Raw genomic sequence first — 20,749 nt, 5'->3', positions numbered from 1 at the left:
GGGCACAAAATGAAAACTATAGAAATTTCACTTTCCTTTGACTGGTCCATATTTATTCATCGGACTTATACGCTATATAAACACCGAACGGACCCAAACCAATTCGTTATATTAGATAGTGATTTTGATCAGGTAATAGCATTTAGAGTGGATGAAGGTTCATTTGAAATTCTAAGTTGTCGTTATGACGCGAAACATAGAATCGAACTTCCAGGGAAAGTTGTTTACCTAAAACATTATCCTGATGAGGAGTAGGTTAATTGAAACGCATTCACTAAGGTTGCAACAATGCTGGGAGCAATCCCAGCTATTTTTTTCACTTCAAGCAATAGCACAGTGCAGAATTTTTAATGTTTTACTACAACCTCATCCATTTCGATTTGGCCACTTGGTATATTGGCCGTACCGTCTGGATTTACGCTATATTCCAAACCTTCATGTGGTTCTTCATAAAACTCCTCAATGCTCATTTGCGAAGGCTGAAGAGTAATAGAAACATTTGCTCCAGCATGAGGATATAATTTGTTAACCTTCTCATCCACATCTCGCTTAATATGGAACTTTAAAACAGTTTTTTTATTATCACGTTGAATGGATATAAATTCAGCTCCAATTTCTCCAGCTTCGCTTTCTTCCACATTCAGCATTGTAATCGATCCTGGCATTTTTAAAAGCTCATTAGCATGCGGTAATTCATCCCCTTGAACATGGAACATGAGAACTTCCTTTTTATCATCCTTTTGAATTTTCTTGAATAATACGTTCAATTTAGCAGTTGTCATAGTATTGGCTCCCTTTATATTCAGATTGGATTTAAAGTTTTGTTTTCCTTTATTTATAGGGCGTTTCTAGCCTTAAAAAACCTTTCAGCAGCTCTTTCCCTCTGCTCATCTGTATAGACCCGTTCCTTTTTCATATTGAAATATTGAACTCCCTAACAAGCAGAGGGTTCCAGTGAGGAACCTCTTTGAGACTTATATCACCGGTGTGTTACATGCAATGTAAATTTTCAGTAAAGGATTTATCACTCCTATTGTCGGTTAATGAGTGTCGATGATAAAATTAGTTCCTATTCTTAACATCTAGAAGTGAGGTAATGATTTGCATTTTCCAACCATCCAAATTAATACTAATGATATCCATATTGTTAAAAATAAAAGTCAATGTGAATGTGACGTTGAATATGTTACGTTTAATTTAAGACAGATTAAATTTAGACCCTTGTCAAAAGTGACTTGTACTACTTGCAAATCCATTCTGCATTTTAATGACAAGTTGTAATATGGAAAGGATATGATTATGACAGTCGAAAATATAAAAAATTTACTTACTGAACTATGCAACTTTGATAAAGTAAACATTACACAAACATTTTCAGTTAATGAAATTCGTATTCTACAAGTACGGTGTCTAACTGTAGATTCACACCATACTTTTGAATTGACTTATCCCGATAGTGGTCATGTGGATTTAATTAGTGATATAAATTATGCTGCTAAATTAATTGACAATATCATCTCTATAAACACTCCTATCTAGGGGTGTTTTTATTATAAGTAACCTCTCTTTCACAATTTATAACACTAGATATTATTATGGTTATTGCCCTTTTCATAATTTTAATTATCAAGGTAACATTGATTTTTTATAGAAAAAGAGATGTTGATTAAGCGGTTTTAACACAGTTTGTGTCTACTGTACGACTCTCCTCAACTTAGCAATCCAAGGAGAAGAAAAATCTTCTACCTGGAATCGCTTTTGCTCAAAAGAATAATTACTAAGCACTTCAGATTGAGGATTTTCCTGTTTAAGAGGGGAAACAATCTCAAATCCCCTCGCTAATAAATCCTTGATAGCTTGTTCAGCTTCATGCTTCTTTTGGCGGCGGATAATAACCGGTTGAACCTTCTTACTCATGGATATCTGCCCCCATACTTTTTTAGATAACCTGACTTAACAAAGATGTTTCTCCATGCACGATTCAAGCGATCCTTTTTTCTTTTGGCCAGAGACTTTTTTAAACGACGTTTACCTTTACTCGTCATGTTTTCCCCTCGCTTTTTCAGCTTTATAGATATCCTCCAATTCGCTCAAAGTTAATTCATAAAGTTGCAGCCCTTCCGGCGTTTTGAAATATCCCATTTTTAAAAGTTCATTTTTATAAAAATCTTTTTCAAGTTCGACTCTTTTACGTAAGACCATAGTTCAATCCTTTCTAGCAAAGTTAATATCTAAGACAAAATGACAACCGCAGGAACATGTGAATTTATAATTATTTAAGCGTAGGTGTTTTCCTGAATACACAGTGAATTTACAGGCTGGACAGAAAGCTATATATATTTGTCCGTTCATAAGCCTTCACCCTTTCACAGGTTAGATAAATCCTTTTTTCAGTAATTCACGAGTCATATAGTAAAAGTGATGGTAAATATAGTTACCAGTAGCACCAGGGGCCAAGAAAACAGTTGAGAAGTTATATCTCACCTCAAATGTCTTCAAGCTTCCTAAGAGCGATTTAGGTTTATATTGACTACGATAATGTCCGTTTAAAATTTTTGAATATCCTTCTAAGTCTTCACAAATTAAGACGAATGGATTCTTTGAAGCTCGAATCAACTCATTTTCAAACCGGTTACGATCTTTTATCGATTCAACCAGCTCATCTACACCATTTTTACGTTCAATACCTGCAGCTAAGTAAATGTCCCGGGTGATACCCATTTCAGGGTTTTTAGGGATCATCGCTGAGTAATCCGCGGTCTTCATGGTCCTTAATTTGAAAGGAACATTTTTCTTTCTGAAGTAATCAAGTACATGTTGGTTTTTTTGCTCCCTGGTATCCACAATGATTTCAAGTGTGGAAAGGATTGATTCTAATTCCTTGTCGGAATATCTATAATGGATAACGCTCATATTAGGACTCCAATAATTCTGGATTTTCGTAAATATTGCCGATGATTTTTGAGTAATCATAATCATCTAGTCTATAGATGTCTAAGTCATCCTTAACATAAAACCCGCACTTTTCTTCATCCCGATAGACCAAACCTTTCCAGCTAGATAAGATTGAACCGTATTCCCCTATCTCTTCGCCGTAAAGTACGTCTCCTTCATAAATCCCATCGTACCCGGTGCACTCACGCAATTTAGCTTTATTTAAATCAAATGATGTATGTGAGCCCTTATTAGGTCCATCAAGGAAAAATCCTTTTGAATCGTTAGTATATAAACCATCACGTGCGTTCTTTATCATATTTAATGTTGTTACTTGCACCATGCAGTTTCCTAGCCATGCTTGATAAATTGGTTCTTTCATCCTCATGCTCCTTTCTTGAAATAAGCCATCGCTCTTTCGAATATTTCCTTAGACAGCTTATCCGTCACATCATTTTCAAAATTACATATTGGCTCAGTGACCTTATCCCAGCCATTATTATTCAAATCAATCAGCAATTGCATAACAGCTGCGGTTCCTGCAGCATCATTATTTAGCCAATTATTTATTTTTTCGTTCATATCTTGGTCAATTCCACAATAGAATTTAATAATCTTGTCTATCGTTTGCTTAACTGCATGATCCTGATCAGAATAATTTCCTTTCAGGAAAGCAACGATTCTAGCTTTATATGATTTGGCTAGCTCCTCTAGTTCTGGATAAATATTTTCTGGGTTGTCTATGAACAATTCGTCACCATCTAGAACAAATGGAGAGCATAAGGATTTGAAATCATCACAAATTTGCTTTGGATGCATAAAACACCTCTTTTAAAATAAGGGTTAATAGGTTAATTAACCTTTTTTACTCATTAACCACTAAAAACGTTGATATATAAGGGTTTATCGAACATCAGGATTAACGAGTTAATAAAGTTAATAGGAAAAGTATTTAAGCTCTTATATATATATTATTTTTTTTATTAATTAATTTTCATGACGTATAACAGTAAAAATTCATTAACCCCATTAACCCTTAGTAAAAAATAATAAATTCTATCAAACTAACAAAACTAGATAGGATAAGGCTTTAAAGCTTCTTTCTGTTAATAGGAGTGACTTTATTTGAATCATTAATAGAATTTGATTCGTTATCCTTATTAACATCTTTATTAACCTCATAATCTAACGTTGGTAGAAATCCGACACCTGAGTATTGGCTCAAAGTAAGGCCATGTATATAAACCTTGTTTTTAGCTCCATTCTCCTTTTTAAATCCACGAACTTCCATTTGTCGATAAAATGAACGGTTTTTCAATTCCATCTCATTATTTGAAAAACACCATTTTTTATAATTTTCATATAAAGTTTTCGCTTCAATCCTAGCTTCACTTTGAATAACACAATTTTCATCTATAAAAGGACCTAAAATATCCATGTCCTGTCTGTAATTGTCCGTCGCTTGTGTAACAGCCTTTGGATCTTTCAATCCTTCTGCCTGCCATTTTAAGCATCCCTCAACAACCCAACGCAGAATACCTGGCATTTCCTTTTCAAGTTTCTTTGGTAGGTCCTTGTCTATTTTTTCTTCTGGAATCGTAACAGTAAAAGGAACGAGTTTAATTCTTCTCCAAATACCATTGTCTCCACCCTTCACAATTGGCTTATGGTTGGTAGTGAAGAATACTTTAAATTCTGGTGTAAATTCGAAATACTCTTGTCTAAGGAAACGTGCGGACATTTTTTCACCACCAGTAATCTGCTTTACCAAGGATTCGGACAGTTGCTGCCCTTCCTCACTTTCAACAGCAGATACGAAACGGGCTCCATCTAACCGGGCCACATCATTGTTGATTCCACTGTCGTTTTTCTTTTTGATGAAAGTATCACTGTTCGTCTGTCTGCCGTAATCACCAAGCAGATCCTGAATGACATTAATAAAGGTTGATTTACCATTCCGTCCATTACCGAATAAGAAAAACATGACTTGTTCTGTCGTTTCCCCAGTTAACGAGTACCCTACTGCTTTTTGCATGTATTCTATGAGCTCGTGGTCAGGTAAACCAGTTGGTGTGAGAAAGATACTTTCTAAGAAAGTCATCCAGCTTGGACATTCGGCATTTTTCCTGTACTCAATTGGTGAGATCTTAGTAAAAAGCAAGTCCCTATCGTGTGGTTTTAACTCTCCTGTCTCCAAGTCAATGACTCCGTTATCACAATTAAAAAGAAATTTATGAGCGTCCAAGTCTTTCTTTTTTATAGAAACCATAGGTCTTACATCCAAAATGCTGTTTATTCGAATAGCACGCTTTTCACACTTCTTTGCCCAATCGTTTAGCTGCTTTGCATGATATCGATCTTCTTCAGTTTTCGACTCCTGGTAGAGCCCTCTAAGCGTTTTAGCAGCAAGTGCCTCGATATTCCTCTTGCTATCCTCCTGCCACTGCTTCCCGTTCCATATGAGCCATTCCAGTTCGTTACAGTACCGGATATTGTCTCCATGGTAATAAACGATTCTCTCTGCATTTCCTAGCTCTGTTAAATGAAAATTAGGTACCTTATCAATGATCTCTTCAGTATCTTCAATTTCATGTTGTTCATCGGAAATGTATATTTCATATTTCTTTTCTTCCGGTGGCTCGAAATCAGATATAGTTGAGGGAGTAGCAAGAATGGCCGTTTCAATTGTCATTTGACCATATGTACGACCATCCCCTGAATGCTGCTTATCCCACTTTTCACGAACAAGGCTTGATTCTCGAAACATCGAATCCATTTTCGATGCGTCCTTATCCGTCCAGAATGCCAAGTGATTACACAAAGCCATATCTGTGGAAGAATGGTCCCCGTTTATCAGGTGCCCCTGAAAAAGATCTTTGATATTTCCACCGTTCTTGCTGCTGAACATCCTTTCCCATAACTCTGAGTTTGGAAGGCTCCGGATATCTTCACGTTCAGAAACATTGGTATTAACCTTTGATTCTTGCTTTGGCTTTTCTTCCAAATACTTTTTAAAAAGAACCTTAAAGTGTTCAGTACCATCTTGAACTGGCGTTTCGCCTAAACTGTCTCCAGTGAAAGTGAAGTACCGGCCATGCCGATATATTTCTAAACCAAGTTTAGGATTTTTCCTCCCAGTGCCTGGTCCTTTGAGTGGTAACGTACCCTTTGCAATGATGTGGATGCCTTCACCACTTGGAGAGTATTCCGTATAGCTTTGGACTATTTCAATAACATCCTCAGCCAGTTCAGTAAGGGCCCCTTCATTCACACAATGGTCGATATCTATTCCAATGAATTGATCATCTTTGGAAAACATAAAGCCAATCCCGTTATACCCACCCTTTTCGAAAAACTTTATAGCTGTAGGGAACGTTGACCAGCTGCGCTTATTATTTGATTGAGCCATCTCCCCGTTAATCTGATATGGAACCTTTGTCTTTTTACCTTCACGCAGTTCAGAACGCCATAGGATCCAATGAGGAGTGTTTTTAAGCTCTACAGGTATATTGTGAAATTGATGTGTCATTTGATTACTCCCTTTTGAAAAGGGAGCCTATCAAGCTCCCCTCTATTCATTGAATCTATTAATTTCTAGCTTAAAATGGAACATCGTCATCAGAAATTGAAATTGTTGTATCTGGTGCGCTTACTTCAGAAACTTTAAGCGCCTTTACTTCAGCGTATTTTTTACCGTTATATTCTCTTTCTCCGACTACTAAACGGACAGGTTTATTTAAGAATGCATCCGCCCATTCTTTGTAGTTCGCGAACTCCATACCATTAGGGAACTGTGCAGCTACCGAGGCCTGTTGGAATCTCCACAAAGTTGTATCAGAAACGATGAAGTTATCGAAAAGAATTTTTTGCCCTTGGCACGGTTGCTCTACATCTGAACGAATTTCATAATCGACAACGACCATGTTCTTCTTAGTTGAAGATTCCTTTTGTTCGTAATTAATAACCATTGCTTCATATTCACCTGGCTTGATTTGTTCGAATGTTGATTCACCTTTTGTATGGTCTACTTTAAACATTTATAATTCCTCCTATTATTTAAATTCTGCTAATCTATCGAGTGCGGTACTTGCAAGTTTGATAGAAAAATCATCAAGCTTCGTATTTGCTTTAAATTCAAATTCTTCCACTTTCTTTTGCGCTTCAGCATTACTGGATGCAATGGCCTTCACCTGTTCAATCAGGCTAATCTTTCGGTCTTCTTCCTCGGCTTTCACATCTATCCCGAGCTCGAGCCATCGGAAAAGTTTTCGGCCAACATCAACCGTAATTTTCTGTGGCTTACCTTCAAACATTTGAGTATTGTCCTTGGATATATCAGCAAAATGATCAATATCAATTACAAAGTTGAGCATGAACTCATATTCCATTTCTTCTTTTTGTACAGGCTTGGTACCAACTTTTCTTGGTGCCATCTTACCTTCACTGTTCGGCTCCACGACATACTCTGTTTTGGTCCGGAAGGTAGCCAAAATATGAACATTATTTTGTGTAAGTGTTTTTATTAACTTTGTTGTTTCCGGTGCAAGCTTGCCCCAGTTTTGAAATGAGTTACCGGACATTTGTCCATGGGTTTCAACAATGCCGCCCTCACCCATCCAATTGTGAGAAATCGAATCGATTATAACTACCTCTGCACCAGCTGCCTTTATTGTCTGAACAGCCATTTGATATCGTTCAGTTGTGAATGGCGGTGTAAAATCAATGTGTCGGAATTTACCGATACGAATATCACCTATTTGCAAGTTGGCGTATAATTTCGATCGCCTGTGCTCGGTATCAACTACACCGATTTTCAGCCATATCTCAGCCTCACCGGCATCCGGATATGCTTCCTTCATCATCCCGTAAGCAACGACCAGTGCACTAACTGTCTTACCGGATCCACTGCATCCTATGAAGCCTACGACTGCCTTTTCTTTTTCACGTTCAGCTTCTGTAACTTGGAACACGGAATCACCTTCTTTACACTTATTTCTTATAGTTGCATCTGTGTTTATTCAGATAAATAAATAGTGAATATCGACTAACAAAATACAATAATTGTCGATATATCACTTTTTTTGACAAACCTATTTCAAAAATTCACATTTCGTAATACTATAGACTTTGTTATTCACATAAGAATTTAAAAGGAGCCCTTACTATCTGTAATTTCAAATCCCATACGGAATTATTAGATTTTAAAATAAAGTATCTAAGAAAAAAACTTGTACAATGTGGTCTAAACAAAGGTCTTACTCATTGGGAAACCCTTCAATATAGCCAAAGCTTAGACAAGTTAATTTTTAAGTCTTTATTGAAATCTAAATAACCTTTAACCATTGACGCTTTCCTCTAGCCTTTGAAACTCTTAGTTTTAAACCTGAGTCATAGTTCAACAAAATAAGAAGTTGACTCAGGTTTAACACTAACTCCAGGAACAATCTGGCCGTTTTCATCCACAACTACCTTTTCACCACTTATTTCCACAATCTTCAATGACTTTTTCAAGTCTGCCCATTTCACACTGCTCTTGATGAATTCATCCATTCCGTTTTCAATAACGTATTGAAGGATTACATCCTCATTTGCCTTATCAGGGGTCTCCTTAGACTTACGAGTTTTCGATTTGCCATAAGGTGTGCTGATGGTTTTAGCCTTAGGGTCCTCAACCAATTGTTTAGCATGATATAGAGTAACAAGTGATTCAAAAAAACTAGTGCTACTGGTTATCGATGAAAGTTCACCTTTTTCCCATTCAGCAATACGATCACGTTCCACGTTCGCCAGCTGCTTAATTTCCTTCTCCTTTGACTTAAGAGCAGTAAGTTTACGGAAGGCCCAATTTAGGCTGTTAATGTCCGTAATCTCAAAATTAGTTTCCTGTGATTGGATTTCTTCAACTTCCATAAGCTCAAATTGTTGTAATGAATTCATTAGTTTTCCTCCTTCAATTCGTTATCAAGCGATTCGTATACTTCAATCAAGTCATCATAAAAATGACTTCCACCTAAAGCAGGTTCATGTTTTGCAAGCAATTTATAAAGATGTTCTAATTTAGGATTAGCAGGACTAAAAACGGTATTTTTCTTTGTTTCGAAAAACATTTATTAATCCTCCTGTTGCATATTTTTTAAAAAAATGTTTAGAATATCTATAAGCGTTGTACATTTTTCAGGACTCCTGCTCCAACAGGAGTCTTTTTTATTCGGCCGTTTTAAATGAAAATCCATATACATCACTAAGGTAACTTTCCAGATTTTCTTTCAACACAATCTCTCCTGTGGATGGATCCATTACAATTGAATCGCCTATTAAAATTTCATGACCATAAAAATCAATACCTGCATGTTCTGGTTGTGCTACCAAGTTTGGATAGCCTGTTTTTAATGCTTGGGTATTTTCTGGCTTTGTGATATCCTCTTTAAGCACTTAATTCGCCTCCAATGTATTCGTATTTCACACAAAGAACAGGTAAATGAATTTCCGTGATAAGCTCGTCCTTTCGATTAAACAATTTAAATACTCTATCGTGTTCAATAATGTCGGCCACTATTTCTCCACCGAATTCTTTTCCAGTGGCAAATGTATAAATAAAAGGATTAGTTGCTTCAGCAGCTACTTCGAAAGATTTAATTGTTCTTTCCATCGATTTCACCTCCCTTCAATCGCCCTTCTGTCAATGAGCTCCCACACATACATCCTCCTAAAAACACCAGAAGAGTGAACAATCCGTATACCATGAATTCGCCCAATTAAATAGCCTCCTTTTAAGATGATTTACGCTCAATCCATTCTAATAAGAACACTCTTGTTTCCTTAGCTGGAAAATACCATTTGCCCCCAACCTTCCTTTTAGGAAAGTCAGGGTCGAAGAAGAACTCTTTCTGAATTGTGTTCCAAGACATACAAGTTCTTCTTTCCAGTTCCCTTGCGTCCCAAAAAACCAGTTCAACATCAATCTCTTTCATTTTTTCTTTAATTTCGTCGAGATAGATTTTTTTGAATTTAACTTCATCGATTTGAACATTAAAAATGTGATTACCTCATCCCGTTCGTTCCTTTATAGGAACGATTACTTCAAAAAAAAATGCACTTGGAATGCCTAATTTTTCAGACATCACTCTTGCTTCCTGTAAAGAAAAATCTCCTCCCGTCCCATTTAGCTTTTGATTAACTGCACTTTGGCTTTTTTCAAGTAAGACACCAAGATCTTTTTGAGAAATATCGTTTTCTACCAAGTAAGCTTTAATTTTCCTGTAAGGTTGATGTCTACGAGAGGTGCTTTGATTGATGTTTGCCATTTTTTCACCTCACTCTCATTTCGTTCCTTTTTAGGAACATTTTTAGTATAGGTTAATAAAATTTATATGTCAACGAATAATATTCCTTTTAAGGAACGTTTTTTATACAATACATTGCATTATAGGAACGAATAAGTTAGTATATTAGATATGAATAATATAGAAGAAGGAGAATCTAGTTTTATGTACTCATTTGGATCTATTCTTAAAAATTTGCGAACTTCAAAAAGAATTAGTATCGAACAATTAGCAAAACAGATTAATGAAAAATATGAAACAAAAATTAGTAAAAGTATGATTTCAAGATATGAAAATAATTTAGCAGAACCAAAAATGGATATAATTAGAATTTTCGCTGACTTTTTTGATGCATCACCAGAATATATAATGGGCATAACCGAAGATGAATCTTCTATAGAAAACAAAAAAAATAGCAAAGCAATTGAAACTATAGCAGCTCACTTGAATGGAAAAGAAGTTACTGAAGAAAAGATGAAAGATGTTTTAAAATACATTGATTTTATCTTCCAAGACGATAACAAATAAGGGCGTGTACTCCCAGATGCATTATAATAAATTACTTTTCGAATATGAAGAAATACCTGTGAGAGAAAAAGAACTTGAATATGGTTTTAAAGGATTATACAGGAACGGTCACATCATAATAGAAAGACGGCAAACAAAAGTAGAAAAAGGATGCATTTTAGCAGAAGAATTGGGTCACCACTTCAAAACAGTAGGAAATATTATTGATCAAACTAATCTAAATAACGTTAAACAAGAAAAAATTGCAAGGCGCTGGGCATACAACGAGATATTACCATTATCTTGCTTTGTGGCTGCCTACGAATATGGATGCACAAATCGATATGAAGTTGCTGATTTTTTAAACGTTACTGAGGAGTTCTTACAAGAAGCATTAGACAGGTATATAGAAATATACGGAGACTCTATCTATCATCACGATTTAACCATTAGACTTAATCCACTCGATATTATTGGGAAGGAGAGAAAATATGGCTAAATATTATAAATACAAAAAGAAGGGCTTAAACAAGGATTTTTGGGAGTATCGAATCTATTATCAGGATCCAATAACACGAAAGACTAGAGAAAAATCTAAAAAAGGATTTGAAAGTAAAAAAGAAGCCCAATTAGCTGCTGAGGAAGTAGAAAAAATGATTCGCGAAGGATTCGAAATAACTGCTGAATCATTAAATACGTACCTGAACATGTGGTTAAATGAACATAAAAAGGGTGCAGTAGCTAAAAATACATTTGAATTACACAAGCGTAATATTGAGAATCACATCATTCCATATTTCAAAAATATATTACTTAAAGATGTAAAACCTTTAATGTATCAGAAATTCATTAACCAACTAACTGAAAAAAAATATAGCAGAAGAACAATAGAAATCATACACGGTACAATGTACAATGCCTTTGAAAAGGCCTTAACCTTGGGTAAAACCAATATGAATCCATGTACTGGAGTTACTATAAAAGGTGAACATAATAACAACGGAATAAAGTTCATCGAATCAGAACAGATTGGTAATTTTTTAAAAGCAGCCTATGAGTATGGATATATTTACTGGATATTTTATAAAGTGCTTATTGAAACCGGTATGCGTAAGGGTGAAGCAGCTGCCTTGCAATGGACAGACATTGATTTAAAAGAAAAAACAATTACTATTAATAAATCCCTTGATTTTCAAGAAGCTAGTAAAGATAAAAGTAAAATGTTCGGTGATGTAAAAACTTATAATTCAAAACGTGTTATCACCATCAGCCAAACCATTACAAACGATTTACTTTTTCACAAGAAGTTTCAAAACCAAAACAAGTTGGCTTTACAAGATGATTTCCACCATGACCTAAACTTAGTGCTATGCCGAAATGACGGAAACTACATGCCTAAAACAAGCCTTTTTAATTCATTTGCTCGTATCTTAAAAAAAGCTGGTATTCCACCTTTACCAATTCACTCTACACGTCATACTCATGCAGTATTGCAGTTAGAAGCAGGAGCAAGCATGAAATATATACAAGAGCGTTTAGGACATGGCAGTATGCAAATTACAGCGGACGTATACTCTCATATTAGTAAAAAAATAGATAAGGACACTATGGGTAAATTTGAGGAGCATATGAAAAATGTCCTTGAATAATTTTTTCGGATTTTTTTCGGGCAATAATCGGGCAGTTGGTATATCCATTAGAATTAATGAAATGATGCCCGAAAAACAAAGAACCCTCAACACCAATGGCGTCAAGGGTTTCAAAGCTTATTTTGATATTAATAAGTAGACATATATTGTTCGCGTTCCCATGGGTGAACTTGTGTGCGGAACATATCCCACTCAATTTCTTTTGCTTCGATGAAGTGTTCAAGCAAGTGATCACCAAGAGCTTCTTTGATGATTTCATTGGATTTTAATGTTTCCAATGCAGCATATAAAGTAGCTGGTAGATCTACGATTCCTACTTCTTCACGTTCTTCTTTATTCATTACATAAATGTTACGGTCAACTGGAGCTGGAGGAGTTAGGTTGTTTTTGATACCGTCAAGACCAGCTTTCAATATTACAGCAAGTGCCAAGTATGGATTGGCTGCTGGATCGACACTACGTACCTCAACACGAGTACTAACACCGCGTGAAGCTGGGATACGAATTAATGGGCTACGGTTTTTAGCAGACCAAGCAACATAACAAGGAGCTTCGTAACCAGGCACTAGACGTTTGTATGAGTTAACAGTTGGGTTTGTTACCGCTGTGAAGCTAGGAGCATGCTTAATGATACCTGCGATAAATTGCTCTGCTGTTTTACTTAGTTCTAATTTTCCTTCTGTATCGTAAAAGGCATTTTGGCTTCCTTTGAATAAAGAAACGTTACAGTGCATACCTGATCCATTAACACCGAACAATGGTTTAGGCATGAATGTTGCGTGTAAACCATGTTTACGAGCAATCGTTTTAACAACCAATTTGAAAGTTTGGATGTTATCACATGCTGAAATTGCATCTGCATATTTAAAGTCAATTTCGTGTTGTCCTGGAGCTACTTCATGGTGGGATGCTTCAATTTCAAATCCCATTTCTTCAAGTTCAAGAACGATATCGCGACGGCAGTTTTCTCCTAGGTCAGTAGGTGCAAGGTCAAAGTATCCGCCTTTATCATTCAATTCTAGAGTTGGCTCTCCAGCTGCATCTAGTTTGAATAAGAAGAATTCTGGTTCAGGTCCAAGATTAAAATCAGTGAAGCCCATTTCTCTTGCTTCAGCAAGGACACGTTTTAAGTTAGTACGAGGGTCTCCATCAAAAGGTGCTCCATCTGTATTATAAATATCACAAATTAGACGAGCAACTTTACCTTTTTCAGAAGTCCAAGGGAAGATAACCCATGTATTTAAATCAGGATATAGGTACATATCAGATTCTTCGATACGTACGAAGCCTTCAATAGAAGATCCGTCAAACATCATTTTGTTATCAAGAGCTTTTTCTAATTGACTAACTGGGATTTCAACGTTTTTAATCGTTCCTAAAATGTCAGTAAACTGTAAACGGATGTACTTAACATTTTCTTCTTTTGCTAAACGAGTGATGTCTTCACGTGTGAACTTTGCCAATTTTAATTCCCCCTAAATAATAATTCATAAATCATATTTTTCATTGGAAAAAACGGGACATATCCCCTTGTCGAAGAGATGTTCGATGCTTACTGCCTTGTAAAAGCTCAGTACGTAGAAGCTTACGAAGCTCCTCGTCACTAAGGTCCTGTCTTATCTTTTCCGCTTGTTCTAAATCTTGAGTCTTAGGTAAGTTCTGTTCCTTTACAGTGAAAATTTTTTTTATGCCGGCCAGATTGACTCCTTGTTCGATTAAATCTTTAATCTCAAGTAGTCGATCAATATCGTTTAAAGAAAAAACCCGACGATTTCCATCTGTTCTCATAGGAGTAATTAGTTGATGCTCTTCGTAGTATCGAATTTGACGCGCAGACAATTCAGTTAGCTGCATCACAATTCCGATGGAAAAAAGAGGCATCGAACGCCGAATGTTGTTGCCACTCATTCTTAGCATCCTCCTTTTTTTATCTGATATAATCATATTACATGTTATTAAACTTGTCAAGATGATGTTACATTTTATGACGTGATATTTTTAGAAAAGCAAAATGATTTGTAACTTATCAAATATTATGACTATTATTTTTTCTGTGAATCCAGTTAAACTGGATTCTGAGACGAAAACTGAAAAAATTCAGCTAGTATTCTTATTACAATTGGATCAGTTTTTTATCCATTAAAGAATTCACAGCAGTCAACACGGCGATTTTAACATGAGCATATGTTAATCCACCTTGAACATAGGCAACATAAGGAGCTCTTGTCGGACCATCTGCTGTCAGTTCAATGCTTGCTCCCTGAATAAAGGTTCCTGCTGCCATGATCACATCGTCTTCATAGCCAGGCATATATGCAGGATATGGTGTCACATGCGAATTGATTGGTGATGCATATTGAATGGCCTGACAAAAGGCAACCATTTTATCCCGGTCATCAAATTGGACAGATTGAATTAAATCGGTGCGTTTCGCATCCCATCTAGGATACGTATTCATACCGATTTTTTCTAAAAAGGCAGCAGTGAACATGGCACCTTTAACGGCTTGTCCAACGACGTGGGGCGCAAGAAAGAATCCTTGATACATTTCCTGCAAACTATAAAGCGAGGCACCAGCTTCCGCACCAATTCCTGGTGATGTTAAACGATAAGAGCAAGCTTCGACCAATTCTTTTTTACCGACAATGTATCCACCTGTCTTTACTATTCCGCCACCTGGGTTTTTAATGAGAGAACCAGCCATTAAATCTGCCCCTACATGACACGGCTCTTGAGTTTCAACAAACTCCCCATAACAATTATCTACGAACACGACGATTTCAGGGTTTATCTCTTTAACGAAAGAAATCATCTCTTTAATTTCATCAATCGTAAAGGAAGGACGTGTAGCATACCCTTTTGAGCGTTGGATTCCGATCATTTTCGTATTCGGTTGAATTGCCTGTTTAACGGCTTCAAAATCAACTGTTCCATATCCCGATAACGGAACAGCCTTATAACTAATTTGAAAATCACGCAAAGATCCGATACCCGAGCCTCGGATACCGACAATCTCTTCCAATGTATCATATGGCTTTCCAGTTATGTACAGCAATTCATCCCCTGGACGTAATATGCCGAACAGAGCAGTTGAAATCGCATGTGTACCCGAAATTATTTGTGAACGCACCAATCCCGCTTCTGCACCAAAGACATCTGCATAAATCAATTCAAGAGTGTCGCGGCCGATATCATCATATCCGTACCCTGTCGTAGGGATGAAATGAGAATCACTCACTCGATGTGCTTGATAACTTTGTAACACACGAAATTGATTTTCTTCAATTCGTTCATCAACTTGTTTATGTAACGGAGAAATCATTGCTTCTACTTCCTGGGCAATGTTTTTTAACACTTCTCCATGTGTTAACTGCTGATACATCTAAATTCCCCTTTATAATGAATATTTCTCTAGCTGGCCGGTTAATGGATGATCAGCTAGACAAAAACCTTTGCATTCATATCTTTCCGATCCTTCATTAAAGGAGAGAGTGCGCAATATGGTTTCATTTTTCAGCTGTGATAATAGTTTACCCTCACTTGAAGGGAGGAAAACATTATACGGGATCATTTCATCAATCACATACTTTTCAATTTCTTCCATGATTTGATTCAGGTCTGAATGATCATAGGCACTTATTAATAATGAAGCATTACTAGATGACCTTACAAAGTCAGTGTGAATCCTATCTTTCTTATTATACAACGTTAGCTGTGGAATGGAAGGGACTTCTAAGTCATTTAGCAAATCGTGTACCGTTTTCTCGTGATTAAAGTAATCCGAACTTGAGGAGTCGACAACGTGGAGCAATAAATCAGCTTCCTTCACTTCTTCGAGTGTCGAGCGAAATGCTGCGATTAAAGAAGTCGGCAAATCTTGTATAAAGCCAACAGTATCCGTCAGTAGCACGGTAAATCCGCTAGGAAGAATGGCTTTTCGAGTCATCGGATCAAGTGTAGCAAACAACTGGTTCTCCTCGAAAGAATCTGCCTCAGTTAAACGGTTGAACAGCGTTGATTTACCCGCATTCGTGTATCCGACCAGGGCAATTTGAAAGGTTTTATTTCGTTTCCTTCTGTCGCGATACCGTTCACGATGCTTAACTATCCCGCTTAATTGTTGTTTGATTTCATCAATTTTCCCACGAATGTGGCGGCGGTCGCTTTCTAACTTCGTTTCTCCAGGTCCTCTTGTACCGATTCCGCCTCCAAGCCTGGACATTGCCGTACCCTGCCCCACCAAACGCGGCAATAAATATTGAAGCTGAGCCAGTTCAACCTGCAGCTTCCCTTCTCTTGAGCGCGCTCGCTGAGCAAAAATATCTAAAATAAGCTGTGTCCGATCTATGATCCTTGCTTGCAAATGTTTAGAAAGATTACGAATCTGACTTGGAGATAATTCATCATTAAAGATAAATAGATCCGGCTCCAACTCTTCTTCTAAATTCTGAAGTTCCTCCACTTTTCCTTTACCTATATATGTAGACGGATCAACCCTTTCCCTTTTCTGAGTGATTGTCATTAGCACCTCGCCATTCGCCGTCTTCGCTAACGAAGCCAGCTCATCCAACGAATATTCAAAACGCTCGTCAGCCTCTGTTGTTTGGCATCCTATTAATACAGCCGTTTCCTTCATTGATTCATCCAAATCGGCACCACCTTTATGAAAGATTTCAGTTAATCATAACAAAAAAAATTAAACTTATAAAACTTTCGTAAAAACAAAGATTTTAACCATTTTAAATTATTCGATAACATGCTAAAATCAAATTTGACTTTAACATCAAATTGAAAAGACATAGAGGGAAAAACATATGACATGGGAAGTATTAAGCCTCATAGGTACAATTGCATTTGCCATAAGCGGGACCATTATTGCCATGGAAGAAGAGTATGATATTTTAGGAGTCTATATTTTAGGAATCGTAACCGCTTTTGGTGGAGGAGCAATCCGAAATTTATTGATTGGTGTACCTGTATCAACATTATGGGATCAAAGTTTCTATTTTATCATTGCATTAGTATCTATCACCATCGTTTTTGTTTTTCCTACCATTCTATCAAAGCATTGGGACAGATGGGGGAACTTAAGTGATGCGATTGGTCTTTCTGCCTTTGCTATACAAGGGGCCATGTATGCGGTTGATCTGAATCATCCCATAAGCGCCATTATTGTTTCAGCTGCGTTAACAGGATGCGGCGGCGGGGTAGTCCGTGACGTGCTGGCCGGAAGAAAACCATTAGTCTTTAGAAAAGAAATCTACGCAGTCTGGGCCATCATTGCAGGCTTAGCGTTAGGCAGCGGAGTCTTATCTCAGTCATGGCAGCTATATACGCTCTTTACCGCTATCACTTTATTGCGCGTCCTTTCCTACACATATAATTGGCACCTTCCTAATAAAAAATGGGTACCAAAAACATAAATCTGAAAGCCCGCCATTTTTGGTGGGCTTTCGTATGTCATTCTTTCTCATCATCCTCAAAAATTAAATCCTGGCTGGTTAAAGTGAGTAAATCGACTTTTTCAAACGAATCTTCTATTAATAGCCGCATTGCCTGCGCCCTAATCGACTTTTCAAGAACATTTCGGATATAGCGGCCGTTAGAAAACGATATAGGTCCACGAAACGAACGTAATATGATTAAATGATCTTTTAATTTTCTCTCAGCATCTCTGTTCATAATATATTCACGTTCCTGAAGCATTCGATCAGATATTTCCATCAACTGATCAATCGTATAATCTGGAAAATCTACAACAAGCGGGAACCTGGAATGAAGGCCAGGATTTAGACTGAGAAAATAATCCATTTCTCGTGAGTATCCTGCAAGAATTAAAATGAATTCGTGTTGTCGGTCCTCCATATGTTTCACGAGCGTATCTATGGCTTCTTTGCCAAAGTCCTTTTCGCCTCCTCTCCCCAAGGAATAGGCCTCATCAATAAATAATATCCCGCCAATGGCCTTTTTAATTAAATCACGCGTTTTTTGGGCCGTATGACCAATATATTCTCCGACCAAATCTGCCCTCTCCGCTTCAATTAAATGCCCCTTCGAGAGTACATTCATTTTTTGAAACAACTTTCCAATTAAACGTGCAACCGTGGTCTTCCCTGTTCCAGGATTTCCTTTAAACATCATATGGAGCGCTTGACGACCAGTCTTCAGCCCTCTTGTTTCCCGTTGCTTATTGATGTAGATCCAGGCATATATTTCTTTTATCATCCGTTTCATTTCTTCCATGCCAACTAGCGCTTTTAATTCATCTTCAATTTCCTTTAAAGCTACATGCTGGTGGGGAATTTCTTGCACCAAAATTTCTTTTTCTTTTATCGGCAGATCCTTTTGTAGCGCTTTTCTATTTTCCGCATTAAACACAATGTTGATTTGCCCGTTATTTTTCATACGGATCGGTTGTTCCAATGCATTCACCTCTCCATCTTGGACCCCTGACGCCACAATTTTCATTCGATTTATGATGGCCATATGCCGTAGTAATGAGCACAGCCTTTAAACTAAACTAATCGGGAAATTCCCTTATTACTTTTCATGATTTCCTAAGCTTTTAGAATAATTAGCTAATTCCCTCTTCAAACGGCGACTTAATTAAACAAGATTCTCACCTCTAGAATATAAATACGACAATTTTATCTCCATTTCATCAATTCTTTTTTTAAAAATGTCATTTCCTGCGCTTTCCCGGAAAATAATCCGTCCCTTAATATATATTCAAAACGTGTGCGTAAAATAATCGAATCCTTGAAAAAGATACAAGAGTAGGCTCAAAAAAAAAAAAAAAAACAGGTCGCTATAAGCGAAGCCTGTCTTTTTGATCCATTTATATGATTATTCCTTCACTTCGTAATCAATTTGGACATTACGTTGTGGAGCGAATGTAGAAATCGCATGTTTATAGACTAATTGCTGCTTGCCCTCTGATTCAAATAAAACAGTAAAATTATCGAACCCTTTAACCTGTCCTCTAATTTGGAAACCGTTTAATAAAAATACCGTCACATACGTACCATCTTTTCGTAATTGATTAAGAAACTGATCTTGAATATTTACTGATTGTTTCATGTATTAGTCCTCCTCTTTTCTCTCTAAATTTATGTATTCGCCTTTATTGAAAAGCTTTCCTGCTATAAACCCAGATATTTCATGTATTTTTTTTGAAAAATCTTCTAGATTGGTCATATCAAACCAAATTACATCCATTTTATTCCGGAACCAAGTCAATTGCCTTTTAGCATATCGGCGAGAATTTTGCTTTAAAGCCTCTATTGCTTCCTCTAATGATGCTCTTTCATCAATAAAATCATAGATCTCTTTATAGCCAATAGCCTGTATTGATTGGCAATCCCTCAAACCTTGATCATAAAATGACTGAACCTCTTGAATCAGCCCTTCTTCTATCATCCCGTCGACGCGCTGATCAATACGCTGGTATAATTTTTCCCGATCCATTGTCAAACCAATGATGCACGTATCATATTTCATTTCTGTCGGCTGTTCATCCAACTGCTCACTCATCGTTTTTCCTGTACAATGAAAAATCTCAAGTGCTCTGATTACCCTTCTTACATTATTAGGATGAATACGTTTTGCACTTTCTGGGTCAACACTCCGTAATTGTTCAAAAACAGGATCGATTCCTAATTCCTTAACTTGTTTTTCCAACATACCCCTGTAACTGGGATCAGATGGCGCTTCTGAAAATTGATAATCATAAATGACCGATTGTATGTATAGACCTGTACCACCGACGATAATAGGGAGTTTTCCTCTGTTTTGGATATCCTCGATACATGCATTAGCACGCTCCTGGAACTCAGCCGCGCTAAATGGTTCATCCGGTTCCTTAATATCAAGCAAATAATGAGGAATTCCCTCTGTTTCTTCTCTCTTGATTTTCGCAGTCCCTATATCCATCTCTTTATAAACCTGCATGGAATCTCCGCTGATAATTTCACCATTAAATTGTTTAGCCAACTCAATGCTCATTTTCGTCTTACCAACAGCAGTCGGTCCGATGATAACGAGAAGTTTTCTTTTTTGTTGTTTCAACATTCTCACTGCCTTATATGATTTTTCCCTATCTTATCATAATCTCGGGGAAAGCAGCCAAACATCTATCCATTATGTCCAAAAGCTATTAGTTTATTCACATCTTCTATCGAAGCCACCCTGAATAATATTCACTAAAACAAGGTGATTAATATTTTTTTTAGTGATGCTACTTTTTTCATTAAAAGGTTTATTTAGACGATAAAGGTGCTTTTCTCTCTGGAGAAAAGATGACTACGCACCCTAAAAGGAGTCGAGAAAAATGATTTA

Annotated in this window: 29 protein-coding genes; 6 read left to right on the top strand and 23 right to left on the bottom strand. The window is 36.8% G+C overall.

Annotation, left to right across the window (positions count from 1 at the left end; all coding sequences use genetic code 11):
* Positions 1 to 9: 9 nt before the first annotated feature.
* Complete coding sequence (locus tag RE409_RS09515) at positions 10 to 255, top strand: hypothetical protein (protein WP_309558864.1); 246 nt, start codon at positions 10 to 12, stop codon at positions 253 to 255.
* A 92-nt stretch (positions 256 to 347) separates the two neighbouring features.
* Here RE409_RS09515 and RE409_RS09510 read toward each other — a convergent pair whose 3' ends face one another.
* The 9 genes from RE409_RS09510 to RE409_RS09470 all read right to left on the bottom strand — a co-directional run bounded on the left by RE409_RS09510 (position 348) and on the right by RE409_RS09470 (position 7,904).
* Positions 348 to 782: a hypothetical protein gene (locus RE409_RS09510; RefSeq protein WP_309558863.1), complete on the bottom strand. Its 435-nt coding sequence runs from the start codon at positions 780 to 782 to the stop codon at positions 348 to 350.
* 910 nt (positions 783 to 1,692) lie between these two features.
* On the bottom strand, positions 1,693 to 1,917 hold the full coding sequence (locus RE409_RS09505; protein WP_309558862.1) for a hypothetical protein: 225 nt from the start codon (positions 1,915 to 1,917) through the stop codon (positions 1,693 to 1,695).
* Between the two features lie 117 nt (positions 1,918 to 2,034).
* Positions 2,035 to 2,202 (bottom strand): Fur-regulated basic protein FbpA, encoded by a 168-nt coding sequence (locus tag RE409_RS09500; RefSeq protein ID WP_309558861.1) that lies wholly within the window; start codon positions 2,200 to 2,202, stop codon positions 2,035 to 2,037.
* Positions 2,203 to 2,373: 171 nt separating this feature from the next.
* Complete coding sequence (locus RE409_RS09495) at positions 2,374 to 2,913, bottom strand: ERCC4 domain-containing protein (RefSeq protein WP_309558860.1); 540 nt, start codon at positions 2,911 to 2,913, stop codon at positions 2,374 to 2,376.
* Between the two features lies 1 nt (position 2,914).
* Positions 2,915 to 3,316 carry a YopX family protein gene (locus tag RE409_RS09490; protein ID WP_309558859.1) on the bottom strand — a complete coding sequence of 134 codons (402 nt, stop codon included), beginning with the start codon at positions 3,314 to 3,316 and terminating at the stop codon, positions 2,915 to 2,917.
* A gap of 2 nt (positions 3,317 to 3,318) precedes the next feature.
* Positions 3,319 to 3,753 (bottom strand): hypothetical protein, encoded by a 435-nt coding sequence (locus RE409_RS09485; protein ID WP_309558858.1) that lies wholly within the window; start codon positions 3,751 to 3,753, stop codon positions 3,319 to 3,321.
* A gap of 271 nt (positions 3,754 to 4,024) precedes the next feature.
* Positions 4,025 to 6,463 (bottom strand): phage/plasmid primase, P4 family, encoded by a 2,439-nt coding sequence (locus RE409_RS09480; protein WP_309558857.1) that lies wholly within the window; start codon positions 6,461 to 6,463, stop codon positions 4,025 to 4,027.
* A gap of 70 nt (positions 6,464 to 6,533) precedes the next feature.
* A complete protein-coding gene (locus RE409_RS09475) occupies positions 6,534 to 6,971 on the bottom strand; it encodes a DUF669 domain-containing protein (protein ID WP_309558856.1) in 438 nt (145 codons plus the stop codon).
* Between the two features lie 15 nt (positions 6,972 to 6,986).
* Positions 6,987 to 7,904: an AAA family ATPase gene (locus tag RE409_RS09470; RefSeq protein ID WP_309558855.1), complete on the bottom strand. Its 918-nt coding sequence runs from the start codon at positions 7,902 to 7,904 to the stop codon at positions 6,987 to 6,989.
* Between the two features lie 194 nt (positions 7,905 to 8,098).
* On the opposite strand from RE409_RS09470, the gene RE409_RS09465 reads away from it, so the two are divergent.
* Complete coding sequence (locus tag RE409_RS09465; protein ID WP_309559253.1) at positions 8,099 to 8,266, top strand: aspartyl-phosphate phosphatase Spo0E family protein; 168 nt, start codon at positions 8,099 to 8,101, stop codon at positions 8,264 to 8,266.
* 56 nt (positions 8,267 to 8,322) lie between these two features.
* On the opposite strand, the gene RE409_RS09460 is transcribed toward RE409_RS09465, so the two are convergent.
* From RE409_RS09460 to RE409_RS09430, 7 genes are all read right to left on the bottom strand, one after another.
* Positions 8,323 to 8,871: a host-nuclease inhibitor Gam family protein gene (locus RE409_RS09460; protein ID WP_309558854.1), complete on the bottom strand. Its 549-nt coding sequence runs from the start codon at positions 8,869 to 8,871 to the stop codon at positions 8,323 to 8,325.
* Positions 8,871 to 9,041: a hypothetical protein gene (locus tag RE409_RS09455; RefSeq protein ID WP_309558853.1), complete on the bottom strand. Its 171-nt coding sequence runs from the start codon at positions 9,039 to 9,041 to the stop codon at positions 8,871 to 8,873. The genes RE409_RS09460 and RE409_RS09455 overlap by 1 nt, the downstream gene beginning before the upstream one ends.
* 97 nt (positions 9,042 to 9,138) lie before the next feature.
* Positions 9,139 to 9,366 carry a YqaI family protein gene (locus RE409_RS09450; RefSeq protein ID WP_309558852.1) on the bottom strand — a complete coding sequence of 76 codons (228 nt, stop codon included), beginning with the start codon at positions 9,364 to 9,366 and terminating at the stop codon, positions 9,139 to 9,141.
* The gene (locus RE409_RS09445) at positions 9,359 to 9,583 is read right to left on the bottom strand and encodes a hypothetical protein (RefSeq protein WP_309558851.1); all 225 of its coding nucleotides are present in this window, start codon (positions 9,581 to 9,583) and stop codon (positions 9,359 to 9,361) included. The genes RE409_RS09450 and RE409_RS09445 overlap by 8 nt, the downstream gene beginning before the upstream one ends.
* Entirely contained in the window at positions 9,567 to 9,689 is a 123-nt protein-coding gene (locus tag RE409_RS09440) for a hypothetical protein (protein ID WP_309558850.1), read from the bottom strand. The genes RE409_RS09445 and RE409_RS09440 overlap by 17 nt, the downstream gene beginning before the upstream one ends.
* Positions 9,690 to 9,704: 15 nt before the next feature.
* Positions 9,705 to 9,971: a group-specific protein gene (locus tag RE409_RS09435; RefSeq protein ID WP_309559251.1), complete on the bottom strand. Its 267-nt coding sequence runs from the start codon at positions 9,969 to 9,971 to the stop codon at positions 9,705 to 9,707.
* Between the two features lie 9 nt (positions 9,972 to 9,980).
* Positions 9,981 to 10,238: a helix-turn-helix transcriptional regulator gene (locus RE409_RS09430; RefSeq protein WP_309558849.1), complete on the bottom strand. Its 258-nt coding sequence runs from the start codon at positions 10,236 to 10,238 to the stop codon at positions 9,981 to 9,983.
* Between the two features lie 150 nt (positions 10,239 to 10,388).
* On the opposite strand from RE409_RS09430, the gene RE409_RS09425 reads away from it, so the two are divergent.
* From RE409_RS09425 to RE409_RS09415, 3 genes are read left to right on the top strand one after another with little or no spacing between them, the layout of a single operon-like run.
* The gene (locus RE409_RS09425) at positions 10,389 to 10,784 is read left to right on the top strand and encodes a helix-turn-helix domain-containing protein (RefSeq protein WP_309558848.1); all 396 of its coding nucleotides are present in this window, start codon (positions 10,389 to 10,391) and stop codon (positions 10,782 to 10,784) included.
* 16 nt (positions 10,785 to 10,800) lie between these two features.
* Positions 10,801 to 11,262, top strand: a complete 462-nt coding sequence (locus tag RE409_RS09420) for an ImmA/IrrE family metallo-endopeptidase (protein WP_309558847.1) — start codon at positions 10,801 to 10,803, stop codon at positions 11,260 to 11,262.
* Entirely contained in the window at positions 11,255 to 12,412 is a 1,158-nt protein-coding gene (locus RE409_RS09415) for a site-specific integrase (protein ID WP_309558846.1), read from the top strand. The genes RE409_RS09420 and RE409_RS09415 overlap by 8 nt, the downstream gene beginning before the upstream one ends.
* 128 nt (positions 12,413 to 12,540) lie before the next feature.
* Here RE409_RS09415 and glnA read toward each other — a convergent pair whose 3' ends face one another.
* The 4 genes from glnA to hflX form a co-directional block, all read right to left on the bottom strand.
* Positions 12,541 to 13,875 (bottom strand): type I glutamate--ammonia ligase, encoded by a 1,335-nt coding sequence (gene glnA, locus RE409_RS09410; RefSeq protein WP_053345435.1) that lies wholly within the window; start codon positions 13,873 to 13,875, stop codon positions 12,541 to 12,543.
* Between the two features lie 40 nt (positions 13,876 to 13,915).
* Positions 13,916 to 14,320, bottom strand: a complete 405-nt coding sequence (locus tag RE409_RS09405) for a MerR family transcriptional regulator (protein WP_201181339.1) — start codon at positions 14,318 to 14,320, stop codon at positions 13,916 to 13,918.
* 205 nt (positions 14,321 to 14,525) lie between these two features.
* Entirely contained in the window at positions 14,526 to 15,794 is a 1,269-nt protein-coding gene (locus RE409_RS09400) for a methionine gamma-lyase family protein (RefSeq protein ID WP_201181341.1), read from the bottom strand.
* A 12-nt stretch (positions 15,795 to 15,806) separates the two neighbouring features.
* Positions 15,807 to 17,048 (bottom strand): GTPase HflX, encoded by a 1,242-nt coding sequence (gene hflX, locus RE409_RS09395; protein ID WP_201183364.1) that lies wholly within the window; start codon positions 17,046 to 17,048, stop codon positions 15,807 to 15,809.
* A 178-nt stretch (positions 17,049 to 17,226) separates the two neighbouring features.
* Here hflX and RE409_RS09390 point away from each other — a divergent pair, with 178 nt between their 5' ends.
* On the top strand, positions 17,227 to 17,835 hold the full coding sequence (locus RE409_RS09390; protein ID WP_201181342.1) for a trimeric intracellular cation channel family protein: 609 nt from the start codon (positions 17,227 to 17,229) through the stop codon (positions 17,833 to 17,835).
* A gap of 37 nt (positions 17,836 to 17,872) precedes the next feature.
* Here RE409_RS09390 and spoVK read toward each other — a convergent pair whose 3' ends face one another.
* The 3 genes from spoVK to miaA form a co-directional block, all read right to left on the bottom strand.
* Positions 17,873 to 18,835 (bottom strand): stage V sporulation protein K, encoded by a 963-nt coding sequence (spoVK, locus tag RE409_RS09385; RefSeq protein WP_053348021.1) that lies wholly within the window; start codon positions 18,833 to 18,835, stop codon positions 17,873 to 17,875.
* Between the two features lie 423 nt (positions 18,836 to 19,258).
* Positions 19,259 to 19,492, bottom strand: coding sequence for an RNA chaperone Hfq (hfq, locus tag RE409_RS09380; RefSeq protein ID WP_034313436.1), 234 nt, complete (start codon positions 19,490 to 19,492; stop codon positions 19,259 to 19,261).
* Positions 19,493 to 19,495: 3 nt separating this feature from the next.
* Positions 19,496 to 20,482, bottom strand: a complete 987-nt coding sequence (miaA, locus tag RE409_RS09375; protein WP_309558845.1) for a tRNA (adenosine(37)-N6)-dimethylallyltransferase MiaA — start codon at positions 20,480 to 20,482, stop codon at positions 19,496 to 19,498.
* Between the last annotated feature and the right edge of the window lie 267 nt (positions 20,483 to 20,749).

Origin of the sequence: Peribacillus sp. R9-11 (assembly GCF_031345095.1) — a bacterium.
Taxonomy (GTDB): Bacteria; Bacillota; Bacilli; order Bacillales; family DSM-1321; genus Peribacillus; species Peribacillus butanolivorans.
This window is presented reverse-complemented; position numbering and strand designations above follow the sequence as displayed.